The sequence below is a fragment of the Caulobacter sp. GW821-FHT09A05 genome (genome assembly GCF_059418465.1).
The window spans coordinates 165247-178779 of sequence record NZ_JBWKPX010000001.1 but is presented as its reverse complement, the minus strand read 5'-3'; the positions used below and the strand labels follow the sequence as shown (position 1 = coordinate 178779).

The 13533-nt window shown below is 67.4% G+C and carries 9 protein-coding genes; 8 read left to right on the top strand and 1 reads right to left on the bottom strand.

The window, feature by feature from the left end; translation table 11 throughout:
* Window positions 1-33 precede the first annotated feature (33 nt).
* Both AC07NX_RS00835 and AC07NX_RS00830 read left to right on the top strand, forming a co-directional pair.
* Complete coding sequence (locus tag AC07NX_RS00835) at window positions 34-1605, top strand: tryptophan halogenase family protein (RefSeq protein WP_494638259.1); 1572 nt, start codon at window positions 34-36, stop codon at window positions 1603-1605.
* 89 nt (window positions 1606-1694) lie between these two features.
* Window positions 1695-3464: a hypothetical protein gene (locus tag AC07NX_RS00830; RefSeq protein ID WP_494638257.1), complete on the top strand. Its 1770-nt coding sequence runs from the start codon at window positions 1695-1697 to the stop codon at window positions 3462-3464.
* A 74-nt stretch (window positions 3465-3538) separates the two neighbouring features.
* On the opposite strand, the gene AC07NX_RS00825 is transcribed toward AC07NX_RS00830, so the two are convergent.
* On the bottom strand, window positions 3539-4909 hold the full coding sequence (locus AC07NX_RS00825; RefSeq protein WP_494638255.1) for a cation:proton antiporter: 1371 nt from the start codon (window positions 4907-4909) through the stop codon (window positions 3539-3541).
* A gap of 198 nt (window positions 4910-5107) precedes the next feature.
* Here AC07NX_RS00825 and AC07NX_RS00820 point away from each other — a divergent pair, with 198 nt between their 5' ends.
* From AC07NX_RS00820 to AC07NX_RS00795, 6 genes are all read left to right on the top strand, one after another.
* Window positions 5108-5362 (top strand): type II toxin-antitoxin system Phd/YefM family antitoxin, encoded by a 255-nt coding sequence (locus tag AC07NX_RS00820; RefSeq protein WP_494638253.1) that lies wholly within the window; start codon window positions 5108-5110, stop codon window positions 5360-5362.
* Window positions 5332-5859, top strand: a complete 528-nt coding sequence (locus AC07NX_RS00815; protein ID WP_494638251.1) for a type II toxin-antitoxin system VapC family toxin — start codon at window positions 5332-5334, stop codon at window positions 5857-5859. The genes AC07NX_RS00820 and AC07NX_RS00815 overlap by 31 nt, the downstream gene beginning before the upstream one ends.
* A gap of 351 nt (window positions 5860-6210) precedes the next feature.
* Window positions 6211-9093 (top strand): TonB-dependent receptor plug domain-containing protein, encoded by a 2883-nt coding sequence (locus AC07NX_RS00810; protein WP_494638249.1) that lies wholly within the window; start codon window positions 6211-6213, stop codon window positions 9091-9093.
* Between the two features lie 71 nt (window positions 9094-9164).
* Window positions 9165-9827 carry a putative 2OG-Fe(II) oxygenase gene (locus AC07NX_RS00805; protein ID WP_494638247.1) on the top strand — a complete coding sequence of 221 codons (663 nt, stop codon included), beginning with the start codon at window positions 9165-9167 and terminating at the stop codon, window positions 9825-9827.
* A gap of 85 nt (window positions 9828-9912) precedes the next feature.
* Window positions 9913-12210 carry a heparinase II/III domain-containing protein gene (locus AC07NX_RS00800; RefSeq protein WP_494638246.1) on the top strand — a complete coding sequence of 766 codons (2298 nt, stop codon included), beginning with the start codon at window positions 9913-9915 and terminating at the stop codon, window positions 12208-12210.
* A 215-nt stretch (window positions 12211-12425) separates the two neighbouring features.
* Complete coding sequence (locus AC07NX_RS00795) at window positions 12426-13532, top strand: LacI family DNA-binding transcriptional regulator (RefSeq protein ID WP_494638244.1); 1107 nt, start codon at window positions 12426-12428, stop codon at window positions 13530-13532.
* Window position 13533: the final 1 nt, after the last annotated feature.

Here is a 13533-nt window from a genome sequence, read left to right as displayed (position 1 = left end):
CGCTTTCCGCGCGGAGGGCGCTATCAAGGCGGCATGGATCGTAGACGCAGAATCCTGATCGTCGGGGGCGGCACGGCCGGTTGGCTGACGGCCGCCTATCTGGCCAAGTCGCTGCGGATCGCCGAGCAGGCGCATCTGGAGATCACCCTGCTCGAGTCGCCCGACGTGGGCATCATCGGCGTGGGCGAGGCGACGTTTCCCACCATCCGCGCGACCCTGCAGTTCCTGGGCGTCGACGAGGCCCGGTTCATCCGCGAGACCTCGGCCACCTTCAAGCAGGGCATCCGTTTCAACGACTGGGCCTGGGCGCCGAAGGAAGGCGAAGGCGGGGGCGGCGAGCGCCACCAGTACTTCCATCCGTTCGAGGCCCCGTTCTCGACCGACGGCACGAGCCTGGCGCCCTACTGGTTGCTGCAGAACGAGGCGACCCGCGCGCCGTTCGCCGAGGCCATGACCATCCAGGCGCGGGTCGCCGACGCCCAGCGCGCGCCCAAGCGCCCGCACGAGGGCAACTTTTCTGGCCCGCTGAACTACGCCTATCATTTCGACGCCGCCAAGCTGGCCCAGGTGCTGGCCGAGCGGGCCCGCGAACTGGGCGTGCGCCACCTGCAGGGGCGGCTGACCCAGGTTGAGCTGGACGCGACCGGGGCCATCGACCACGTGGTCTGCGCCGAGCACGGCCGTCTGGAGGCCGAACTCTACATCGACTGCACCGGCTTCCACGCCGAGCTGATCGGCCAGGCCCTGAAGGCTCCGTTCAAGTCGGCGCGGCCGATCCTGTTCGCCGACCGGGCCCTGGCCTGCAAGATCCCCTACGACCGTCCCGACGCCCCGATCGAGAGCTTCACGGTCGCCACCGCCCACGAGGCCGGCTGGACCTGGGACATCGGCCTGAACGGCGCGCGCGGCGTCGGCTGCGTCTATTCCAGCGACCACGTCGACGACGGCCGGGCCGAGGCGATCCTGCGCGACTATGTGGGGCGGGGCGTCGAGATCACCCCCCGGGTGCTGTCGTTCGAAGCCGGCTATCGCACCAAGCAGTGGATCAAGAACTGCGTGGCCGTGGGCCTGTCGGCGGGGTTCCTGGAGCCCCTGGAGTCGACCGGGGTGGTGCTGATCGAGGCGGCGGTGGCGATCATCGCCGAGCTGTTCCCGCACAACGGCCCGATCAGCGCCCCGGCCTTGCGCTTCAACGAGCTGATGACGGCCCGCTTCGACAACATCATCACCTTCCTGAAGCTGCACTACTGCCTCAGCCAGCGCACCGAACCGTTCTGGCGCGAGAACGCCGACCCGGCCTCGATGCCCGAACGCCTGGTCGATCTCCTGGAGCAGTGGCGCTGGCGTCCGCCCACCCGCTACGACTTCATCCTGGACCTGGAGACCTTCGCCTTCTTCAACTACCAGTACATCCTGTACGGCATGGGCTTCAAAACCGACCTGTCGCCGGGACGCAGCGAGTTTCCGGACGTGGCGGCGGCCGAGAAGCTGTTCGCCAAGATCCGCAACTTCGGCGAACGCGCCACCCACGACCTGCCCAGCCACCGCGACCTGATCGCCCAGATCAACCGCTTCGGCTTCGACCGTTCGCTCGCGCCGGCCTGAGGCCGAGCGGGGATACTAGGGAATTCCCCAGCTGTTTCTTCCCGGCCGAAGCGCGCAGGCTCGTCGCCTTCCGTGGAAGGAGCCTATCCATGTTGAGCGCGGACGGCGGCGGCTCGGTCACCGCCACATCCCAGACGACCCATGTCGATCACACCGCCTCGGCCCAGATCGCGAGCCAGGTCGCGACCCAGGTCACCCCGCAGAGCGAGGCTGAGCGCGTCACGGGCCAGGCCGACGACCGGGCCAAGGCCCAGGCCTTCGCCACGGCCTACAACGCCGCCCCCGCCGACCAGCGCGAGGCTCTGGTGCGGGAAGTGTTCGCCAAGGACCCCGAGGCGCTGAACGGCTGGCTCAATCCCGAAAGCGTCAACACGCTGGTGAAGGACGGCTGGCTGACCGACAACGAGCGGGCGGGCCTGGCCGAGGCCGTCGCCATGGGGTTCAACCACGGCGCCATTCCGGTGGAGCCGGGCCAGGCCGCCTATTCGATCACCACCAGCCTGGCCTTCGACCGGATCCCGGTCCAGAACACCGGCCTGGCGCCCCACCTGGAGGTCGACGGCCTGCCGGCGGCCTACCAGTACGCCGACAACATCAACCAGTTCCTGGAGTTCTTCGGGTCCTCGCCCAGTCCCGAGGTCACCGCGTTCCGGACCAACTACGCCAATCACCTGATCGACACCTATGTCGAGAATCCCAAGCAGCAGAACTACGACGTGCGCGACGCCGCCGCCCACTTCGCGACCCAGATCCTGGCGGACAAGGCCGCGCCCCGCGAACTGGCCTCACAGGTCCTGTACGACCGCTACGGCGCCAAGCCGGACGACTTCCGCGCCTTCGCCCAGTACGCGGCCCAGGGCGGCCTCTACACGTCCGAGGCCTATCTGCAGAACATCACCGACATGTGGGGCGGCGACGAGCAGGCCAGCCGCTACGCCGTCGACGATCCGGTGATCGCCCTGGCCCAGGCGGCCGACGGCTATCGCGGCAACGTGCCGACCCACCTGGTGTCGCCGCTGGCCACCAAGGCCTCGGACTGGCTGGCCGCCGAGCTGACGGGCCTGGTCGCCGACCCGCCCGAGCTGTCCAACACCCACGAAAGCCTGGCCACCACCGAGCGGACCCAGGCGATCACCGGCGCGTTCATCAGCCATTCCGACGCGGTGCTGGACCGCTTCACCAATCCCGAGGTGGTGTCCGAGAACTATCGCGGCACGAACATGAACCAGTGGCAGTACAATCTCGACACGTTCTCGGGCTTCCTGCAGCGGACGATGTTCTCGTCCGACGTGATCGGCGGGGCCGCGGTGCGCGACAAGGTCCTGGACTATATCGGCGACCAGCGTCAGATCGTCGAGAGCGGTAAGAATCCCGGCAACCAGGCCGAGGAGCGCATCGCCCTGCTGAGCGCCACGACCGTGGAGTCGGTGCGCAACATCCAGGACGACATCGCCGCCGAGAAGGCCGAGCGCGAGGAATTGATCGGCTTCACCGTCGACCTGGCCCTGGCCGCCCTGCCTCTGCCCAGCAAGGCCAACGACGCGGTGACGGGCGCGCTGGGCGACCTGTTCGGCGCGGGACCGATCGCCACGGCGCTGAAGGACTTCTCGGGCCAGTTGGTGGACGCCGGCACGGGCCGCCTGACGGACGAGGCCAAGACCTGGCTCACCGACCATGCGACGCCTTCCGAGGCGCAGCTGCTGGACGCCTACACCGCGCAGGACGGCCTGACCGCCGCGACCGTGACCCTGTACGAACAGCAGAGCCGCAATCCGGGGATCGGCTCGGAACTGGCCGACGACTATCAGGACATCGTCAGGGCCTACAACGACTTCAACAATTGGGCCGACACCCGCTGAGCGGCGCTGACCTCGCACAAGAAAGCCCTCGCTCCGGCAGGAGAGCGAGGGCTTAGGGAAGCGACTTGTGGAAGTTAGGCGGCGGCCTTGGCGACCGCGCTGTCGATGGCGTCCAGCTCACCGGTTTCCCGGGCCTTCTTGCCGTAGACCACCTCGAACAACGGGCTGGCCATCACCGTGGTGACGATGGCCATCAGCACCAGCATCGAGAACAGGGTCGGGCCGATGATGCCCTTCTGCAGGCCGATGTTGATGATAATCAGCTCCATCAGGCCGCGCGAGTTCATCAGGGCGCCGATGCCCATGGCGGTGCTGTGGTTCTCGCCGGTGAGTCGGGCGGCGGCGTAGCAGGCGCCCCACTTGGCCAGGATCGAGCAGGCCAGGATGCCCAGGGCGATCAGCAGCAGCTGGGGCGAGTTGACCATGTCCATCCGGGTGTTCAGGCCCGAATAGGTGAAGAACATCGGCAGCAGCAGCACGACGGCGATCGGTTCGACCTTCTTCTTCAGCTCCTCCACCAGCAGGCCGCGCGGCATGACCACGCCCAGGATGAAGCCGCCGAAGATGGCGTGGATGCCGACGGCGTCCATCAGGAAGACCGAGACGCAGAAGGCCAGGATGATCAGGGCCAGGACCGAGGTGCTCATCTGGCCCTCGCGCTCGACCATGCGGCCCAGCGGCGCCAGGATCCTGGGGCCGACCAGGGTGACGAACAGCACCCAGGCCAGGCCGCCGCCGATGGCCAGGATCGCCACGCCGGGGCCGCCGCCGAAGGTCGCCAGCACCACGGCCAGCACGCACCACGAGACGGCGTCGTCGAAGGCGCCGGCGGTCAGGGACAGGGTGCCCAGCGAGGTCTTGGCCAAGCCGCGCTCATTGATAATGCGGGCCAGCATCGGGAAGGCGGTCAGGGCGATGCAGGCGCCCATGAACAGGGTGGCGGCGCCCTGGCTGATGGTCGGGGCGAACAGGCCTGGGACCTTCAGCAGGAACGGCGTGATGATCGCGGCGATCAGGAACGGGGCGGCGATGCCGGCGAACGACACGCTCATGGCGCTTTTGGCCTTGGCCTTGAAGTGATCGGCGTGGAAGCTGGTGCCGACCATGAACATGTAGAGCCCGACGCCGAGCTGGGCGCCGACATAGAGGACGTTCTTGGTTTCCTTGGGGAACAGCAGGCCCTGGAAGTGCGGGAACAGCAGGCCCAGCAGCGACGGGCCCAGGATGACGCCGGCGACCATCTCGCCCACCACCTGCGGCTGGCCGACCTTCTGGCCCAGCCAGCCGACCACGCGGCAGGCCAGCACGATCACGGCCAGCTGCAGGAAGAAGTGCACGCTGAAATCGGCCGGCGCGTAGCTGTGCGCGCCGGTGGCGGTGGCCGGACCGTGCGGGCCGAGTATGCCCGTCACCGTGCTGATGACGCTGGATATGATGTCGGACAAAGCGTCCCCCCTTTGTGAATCCTTCTCGGCGTTGCCCGCCGTTGAGGCCATGCCGCGCAGACTTGGCTTTTCGCCGCAAGTCGAATTTTCGTTTTTGGTGGACTGGCCCAGAAGATTGTTTTTGCTGGCGAATTCCCTGTTGCTCGAACGCCACAATGTAGTAACATACCTACAAGACAGCCTTGTCAATGTAGGTACATGAAGGTCATCTCGAGCCGTGACTTCAACCAGGATGTCAGCCAGGCCAAGCGCGCCGCGCGGATCGAGCCGGTGTTCGTCACCGACCGCGGCCGGACCACCCATGTGCTGATGAGCATCGAGGCCTATCGCAAGCTATCGGGCCAGGCCGAGACGATCGTCGACCTGCTGGCCCTGGCCGCGCCGGTCGTCCTGGATGTCGCCGACACCCGGTCGGACGACGCGTGGGACAACCCCGTGAACTGGCGCGGCTGATGTACCTGCTCGACACCGACATCGTCTTCGAGCTGCGCAACGCCAAGGGCGGGGGGACCGATCCGGGCCTGGCCGGCTGGGCCGCGGGCCAGGCCCGATCCAGCCTGTTCATCTCGGCGATCACCCTGCTGGAACTGGAAACCGGCGTGGCGCGCGTCGAGCGCAAGGACAAGGCGGCGGGCCTGGCCCTGCGCGCCTGGCTGAACGACCAGGTCGCCGTCGCCTTCGAGGGCCGCATCCTGCCGGTCGACGCCGCCGTCGTCCGGGGACGGGGCCGCCTGCCGCTGACCGACGCCCGCGACGCCCTGCTGGCGGCCACGGCCCTTGAGCACGGCCTGACCCTGGTCACCCGCAATGTCGCGGCCTTCAAGGTCAACCGGCTGAAGCTGTTCAATCCCTGGGGCTACAAGCCCGAGGCGCTGGACGACAGCGAAGACTGGGGCCAGGCCGCCAAGGCGGGGTCGCAGTGGTTGCGGAACATCTTCGTGCGGGGGTGATCCCGCGTCCGTCGCCGCATGGCGAGCGCCGATTGCATCTGTCGAATGATATCGTGAACAAATGGGGCGCCAGTCCCGGCCTTCCGTAGGTCGGCGGTAACGGGCCTCGACAGGGAGTCCTGCGCTTGTCAGCCCGAAGCTTGGGCCTTTCTAGCGGCGGAGCAGGGGGAGGTCTGGCGGGAAGCGTGGCCGTCGAAAGCCGTTGACAGCTTTCGAATTACATTGATATCGATAACAATGGGCCGACCGCGACGCTTCAAGGCGCCTTCGGTTTCGACAACGCGGTCGGTCAAGCGGGCTTCGAGTCTCGCGTCGAACAAGGTCGGGCCAAAGCCCGAAGGGGAGGAAGGAATGGGTGTTCAAAGCACCGCGCGCATCCGCATGCGCGCCCTGCGGGTTTCTCGCATGGCGCTGGCCCTGGCCGTCGGCGCGAGCGCCCTGGCGGCGACCGCGGCCCAGGCTCAATCGACGCCGGCGCCGGACCGCGCGGACGCCGAGGTCAACGCGGTCGACGAGGTGATCGTCACCGGCGTCATGGCCAACACCCAGGCCAGGAAGGCCAATGTGTCGTTCTCGGTGCTGAACGAAGACGACATGTCGAAGTTCACCCCCATCAGCGCCGACGACATGCTGCGCGACATGCCCGGGGTGGTGGTCGAATCCAACGACGGCGTCGCCCGCAACGAGGTGTTTACGCGCGGCATGACGATCGGGACGGGCGCCAACACCTCCGGCTATTTCTGGACGACCATCCTGGAAGACGGCCTGCCGGTGGTCCCCTTCAAGTTCAGCGGCTTCCAGGACGGCTACTTCTATCGCGCGGATATTTCGACCAGCCGGGTCGAGTCGGTCCGCGGCGGTTCGTCGGCGACCGGCGTGACCACCTCCGTGGGCTCCACCTTCAACTACATCACCGGCGCGGTCAGGCCGGGCGGGGTCATCCAGACCCGCCTCGGCTTCGAGGGCGAGGACCTTCACCTGTCGTGGAAGCAGGTCGACGGGTCGTATGGCTGGGTCAACAAGGCCGGCGACGCGGGGATCGGCGTCAGCGGCTTCTATCGCCGGTCGAACGGGCAGGTGGACCCGGGATGGGACCTGAACCACGGCGGCCAGTTCAAGGTGAACCTCTACAAGCAGTACCAGGGCGGCGGCGGATCGGGCTCGTTCAACGTGATCCTCAAGCACCTGGACGACACGAACGCCGAACTGACGACCTTCCAGCAGCCGACCTACGGCTACCAGGACGCCCAGGAGATCCCCGGCTTCGGCCGTGACGTGAACCTGTTCATGAACGGCGGCCGGCAGACCGTTCCAAACTACTTCAAGCCCGGCAGCCACACGCTCGATCCGTCGGCCGGCTATCGCTACAAGCAGGACGCCATTTCGCTCAACTGGCGTCACGACACCGACGGCGCCTGGGGCTTCACGGGCGCGCTGCGCCTGCAGAAGTCCGACTATCGGGGCCAGTCCTACAAGCCCCAGGGCCTGGCGTCATTGGCTTCGGCGGCGGCGACGCGCGAACGCTTCGGCCTGAACGTCAACAACCTGGACCGCACGCCCGGCTACTACGAGCTCTACAATTCGGCCGGCGCCCTGGTCGCCCGCGTCGCCAACAATGTCGCGGGCTCGCAGCTGGGGACGAACTACCGCACCGGCGCGGCCTGTCCGCGCGTCACGGCGACCACCTGGCAGACCAACAGCCTCTGCATCGTGGGCAACAGCCTGCCCAATCGCGACATCGACATGCGCGGGGGACTGGTCACCGCCACGATCCCGAGCGCCAACGGAACCTTCAATTCCGGGGTCGTGCCGGTCGCCAGCGCCTCGCAGGACCTGGTGTTGCTGACCCGGGCCGAAGACAACGACCGCGGGTCGAAGGACTCCATGGGCAATTTCACCGCCAGCTATCACGGCGAGTCCTACAACCTGAATTTCGGCGTCTACGTGGCCCGGTCCAACCAGGCCAATGACAACTGGGCCAACGGCCTGGGCGTGTCGGCCTGGGCCGACGGCCAGGTTCAGAACCTGAACGTCAAATACGTCACGGCGTCGGGAACGACCTATCAGCTGACCGACGCCGGCGGTTGGGGCTCCTATGGCAGCGGCCTGTTCACCACGGTGTCGCAGCGCGCCAGGATCCTGGAAACCTCGCCCTACGCCGGCTTCAGCTGGTCGCCGGGCAAGCACTGGGACTTCAACGGCAGCGTCAAGTACCAGCACTTCAACGCCAAGACGTATTCGGAGACCTGGGACACGCGCAATTCCGGGGCCCCCTCGCTGACCAACGGCGGGCTGGATGGCGATCCGCTGACCGTCTACGACAACCTCTACATGACCCAGACGGCGTCGAAGGTCATCCGCGCCGACCGGGCCCTCGGCGTCGTCGATTACAGCGTCTCCGTCGGATACAATTTCAACGACAAGCACAAGGTCTACTACCGGTACACCGACGCCAAGCAGCCGGCGGCGGGAGTCATCAACCGCTATTCGACCGTGGCCACCCTGGTGCGCCCGCTCGGCCCGACCGCCTTCATCAAGGGCCATGAGCTGGCCTATACGTTCGGCGATCGCAAGTTCAATGGCCAGATCACCTACTTCTACCAGAACTTCGCCGTGAACGACTACCCGACGGCGGTCGACAAGGACAATGTCTCGACCTACCTGCTGCCAGAAAACTTCAACAAATACTTCACGCGCGGGATCGAATCCTGGGCGAAGTGGCGGATCACGCGGAACCTGGAATGGTCGCCATCCGTGACCTACCTCAACGGCAAGACCACCGAGGCCTACAACTGGCTCAACACCGGCGCCAACGGCCTGGGCGTGGATGACGACGTCCTCCGCGTCGACTCGGGGATCCTGGCCCGGTCGCCGAAATGGACGGTGAGCAACACGCTTTCCTATCGATACAAGGACTTCCGCTTCAATGTCCGTCACCGCTGGATGGACGAGCGCAAGCTCAACACCAACGCCCTGGATCACCGTTTCCTGCCCAAGCAGGACAATGTGGACGTCTCGGTGCAGTACGAGGGCCTGGCCAAGACCAGGATCACCGTCGATGTCCGCAACCTGTTCGACACGCAGTACGTCTCGGCCTACGACCCGATGATCAGCAGCAACCTGCCCGCCAACGTCCAGGTCTATGACGTCGTCGCCCAGCTGCCGGAGTCGGGATACCTGCTCAAGCGCAACGCGCCGCGGTCGGTCTGGCTGACGGTCCGCAAGGAGTTCTAGGCGGTTGGCGGAGGGATCGGCCTGGCCGGCCCTGCGCCTTCGTCGATCCCGCGATCGCTCAAGGGGGGATGATGACCAGCAACCACGACCTGAAGCTTGTCGCGCCGTTCAGCCCGACCATCCTCAAGGCGACGATGCCGGACGGGATGGTCGAGCGGCTGAACGCGCGCATCGACGACCTGGTCCAGCGCGAGGACGAGGTCGCGGCCCGCGACTGGTCCGCCCACCTGGCGGGCGCGGTCAGCACCGAATTGCGGTTCACCGACATGATCCGGCGGACGCCCGAGGTCACCGACTTCCTCTACGATGTCGCGCGCACCTACGCCTATCGCTGCGAAAACGCCCTCATGCACTATGGTGACTACGAGCGGACCGAGGAGCTGGCGGACAAGAAGCTGCAGATCCAGATCAAGGAAGGCTGGATCAACGACATGGTCGCCGGCGACTACAACCCGGCCCATTTCCACCAGGGCTGCCTGTTCAGCAGCGTCGGCTATCTTCGCGTGCCGCCCGGCTACGAGGCGGAATTCCAGGCCGACAAGGCGCGCCAGAACACCGCCGGGTGCCTGCAGTTCATCGACAGCCGCAGCGCCGTGGGCGTGCGCAACCTGTTCGTCGTCAAGCCGGTCGTGGGCGAGTTCTACCTGTGGCCGTCATGGATGCTGCACTGCGTCTATCCGTTCAAGAGCCCGGGCGTGCGCCGGAGCATCGCGGTCAATCTCGCCCTGGCCTAGGCGGTGAGAACTGATATCGATATCATCAACGAGGCCGAAAGGCACAATGACAACGGCGGGGAGGAGGCACGTGGTGCGAGGCGTGATGCGGCGGGTTTCCGGCCTGGCCCTGGCGGCGTGCCTGATCAGCGGGGCGGCCCAGGGCCAGACCTTGCGCTCGGGCCATCCCTACCTGGCCTTCAGCGACAGGCACGTGGCGCAATTCCGCGCCCGAATGGCCGAGGATCCGGACGCCAAAGCGGCCTGGACACGCGCGCACGGCCAGGCCGACGAGGCCTTGACCCGCAAGCCGGCCAACGACCGCGAACTCAACGCCGCCCTGATGGACCTGGCCCTGGCCTATCGCATGACCGGCGAGCGCCGCTACGCCGATCGCGCCAAGGCCCTGCTGGACGTCTATGCGGCCCGGCCCAACTGGGTCACCGACAAGCCGCTGCTGGCCCGCGCGCCGGTCTGGAACTCCGACCTGGGCATGGGGACCAGCGCCTATGTCTACGGCCTGACGTTCGACGCGATCCACGACGCCCTGACCTCGGCCGAGCGCGACCGGCTGGCCAAGGCCCTGACCAAGGGCGCCATCAAGCCGATCCTGGGCGACTGGGTCGACGGCGCCGAGCGGATCCACAGCCTCGACACCATGGGCCACAACTGGTTCAGCCACATCGTGTTCGGCGCGGGCGTGGCGGCGATCGCGGTCAAGACGGAGGAGCCCCAGGCCGACGCCTGGATCCGGCGGATCGACGAGGCCGCCGAGGAATGGGCCGCCTACGACGGCAGCGCGATCGAGACCAAGCCCCAGCATTTCGCCGCCAACGGCGCCTTCGTCGAAAGCATCAACTACGCCGACTTCGCCGTCGAAGGCTATCTGAGGTTCAAGCGGGCCTGGCTCGACGCCTTCACCGAAAAGCCCGCGCCGACGCCCCGCCTGGCCGGGGTCGGCGACCTGTTCATCCAGAACCTCTATCCGACGGGGTCGGGCGCGCTGTCGTCCAACTTCGGCGACGGCAATCCCACCGCCAGCGGGGCGCACGCCCTCGTCAACCTGTGGGCCATCGGCGACCAGCAGCCCCGCTATCTCTGGTACCTGGACAAGGTGCGATCCAATCCCGGCCAGGATGTCTGGAACGAGCCCGAAAACATGCTGCAGTGGCCCTCCGCCAAGGCGCGGGCGGACGCGGCGCGCGGGCCCGGCCTGCCGACCCGCTGGATCGACCGGGACCTGGGCTCGGCGACGATGCGCTCGTCCTGGGATCGGGACGCGACCTTTCTGGCGCTCCGCTCGGGCTTCACCTGGAACCACAACCACGCCGACGCTGGCGGCTTCATCCTGTGGCACAAGGGCAAGCAGTTGCTGATCGACTCCGGCAACAGCAGCTATTCGCGGCCCGAATACGACGGCTACTACCGCCAGAGCGTGGCCCACAACGTCGTCACCCTGGACGGCAAGGCCGAGCCCCCCAGCAACACCTATGATGGCTCGCACTTCCCCGGGCGGGTCGACCATCTGGTCGACGCGGGCGACCTGCGCTTCGTCTGGGCCGACGCCACGGGGCCGAACGCCAGCGTCTTCGAGCGCAAGTACCGCAGCTTTCTGTGGGTGGGCGACGTGGTCCTGGTGATCGACGACCTGAAGGGCTGGCGGCCGGGCCAGTTCGAGTGGCTGCTGCACTACGAGGGCGAGGCCAAGCGGCAGGGCCAGGTGATCACGGTCAGGAACGGCGACGCCGAGGTGGCGGTCCAGCCGCTGTTTCCGCAGACCCTGCCCGACGGCGGCCTCCCCACCGACTATCCGGAGCTGCTGCGCATGGCCCAGGGCGAGGGCCTGAAGGACCACGCGCCTGACGAAGCCCAGCCCTATCTGCGGCTGCAGGCGCCGGGCGTGTCCGACCGCATGAAGTTCATCGTCGCCCTGACGCCCAACGGTCCGGCCAGCGCGCCCAGGATCGAACGCTTCGAGACCAAGGACTACCTGCTGGTCAGGGTCCACCAGAAGGGGCTGGTCACCGACGTCTATTTCAACCTGCTGGCCGACGGGCGCGTTCGCCACCGCAACGCCAACGCCAATCTCGGTGGATGGGAGACCGACGCCTATCTCCTGGCGCTGACCTATCCCGAGGGCGGCGGGGCGCAGAAGCCCCGGCGCTGGTTCGTCGCGGACGGCAGCTATCTGCGTCGCGACGGTCGGGTCGAACTGGATTCCCTGTCCAAGGCCTTCGTCGTCAAGACGGTGGGCGGGCAGGGCGTCGAGGCCAGCATCGACGGCCAGCCCGTCTACGCGATCCGCCTGGCCTGCGACGGCGCGCGGTCGATCACCGTGGATGGCGCGCCCAAGGCCTGCGAGCGCGACGTCGCGCTGGCGCGGCGAACCAACGCGACGCGCTGAAGTCGCTCCATGGGCCCGTCCGGCGCACGACGAAACTTGCCAAGGCCTTCCAGGACTGAGAAGTTATCGATAACGACGAGAGACGTCGGAATCGGTCGCCGGCCTGGCGCGACCGGCCGTTCCCCCGACGGGGCCTGGATCGACGCCGAGAGGGCGCGATGCGGCCAAGGTCACGGCGGCGATCCTTTCGTCCTCAACGCTCAAGGAGCCCGCACTTGGCCAAGGGCAAGACCAAAGTCGAAACGCCCCTGGCGCCGGAGTCCGGGCGGGCGGTGACCATTCACGACGTGGCGCGCTACGCCGGCGTCGCCTCGATGACCGTTTCGCGCGTCGTCAACGGCAACAGCTATGTCAGCGACGCCATGCGCGAGCGCGTGCAGGCGGCGGTCAAGGCGCTGAACTACTCGCCCAACCTGGCGGCGCGCAACACGCGGGCCGGCAGCACCGGGCCGCGGGTCGGCGTGCTCTACAGCAATCCCAGCGCCTCCTATCTCAGCGAGGTCATGCTGGGCGGCATCGAGCAGAGCTCCAAGCTGGGCACCCAGTTGGTCCTGGAAAGATCGACCGGCCTGGCCAGCCAGAAGGCCGCCGTGCGCCGTCTGCTGGACCAGGGCGTGGACGGCGTCATCCTGCCGCCGCCGCTGTGCGACTCCCGCCCGACCATCAACATGCTGCACGCCGCCGGTGTGAAGGTCCTGGCCCTGGCCACGGCCCGGCCGATGCACGACGTCTCGTCGGTGCGCATCGACGACTACCAGGGCGCGGTGGCCATGACCCGCCATCTGATCGAGCTGGGGCATTCCCGGATCGGCTTCATCAAGGGCGACCCGCAGCACACCCCCACCCAGCTGCGCTACGAGGGCTTCGTCGACGCCATGACCGCCGCCGGCCTGCCGATCGACCCCGACTGGGTGGTCCAGGGCCAGTTCACCTACCGCTCGGGCCTGGCGGCGGCCGAACTGCTGCTCAGCTCGGACGAGCGGCCCACGGCCATCTTCGCCAGCAACGACGACATGGCCGCGGCCGCCCTGGCCGTGGCCCACGGGCTGCAGATCGCCGTGCCCGAGGCGCTGACCGTCGTTGGCTTCGACGACACGCCGATCGCCAGCACCGTCTGGCCCGAGCTGACCACCATCCATCAGCCGATCAGCGCCATGGGCCGGGCGGCGGTGTCGCTGATCGTCGAGGAGATCAAGGCCGAGCGGGCCGGAAACGCGCGCGGTCCGACCCACCAGCTGATGAAGTTCACCCTGGTCAAGCGCGGCTCCTCGGGCCCGGCGCCGGCCAAGGCCCCGCAGCGTCGGCGGACCGCGAAGGCCTGAC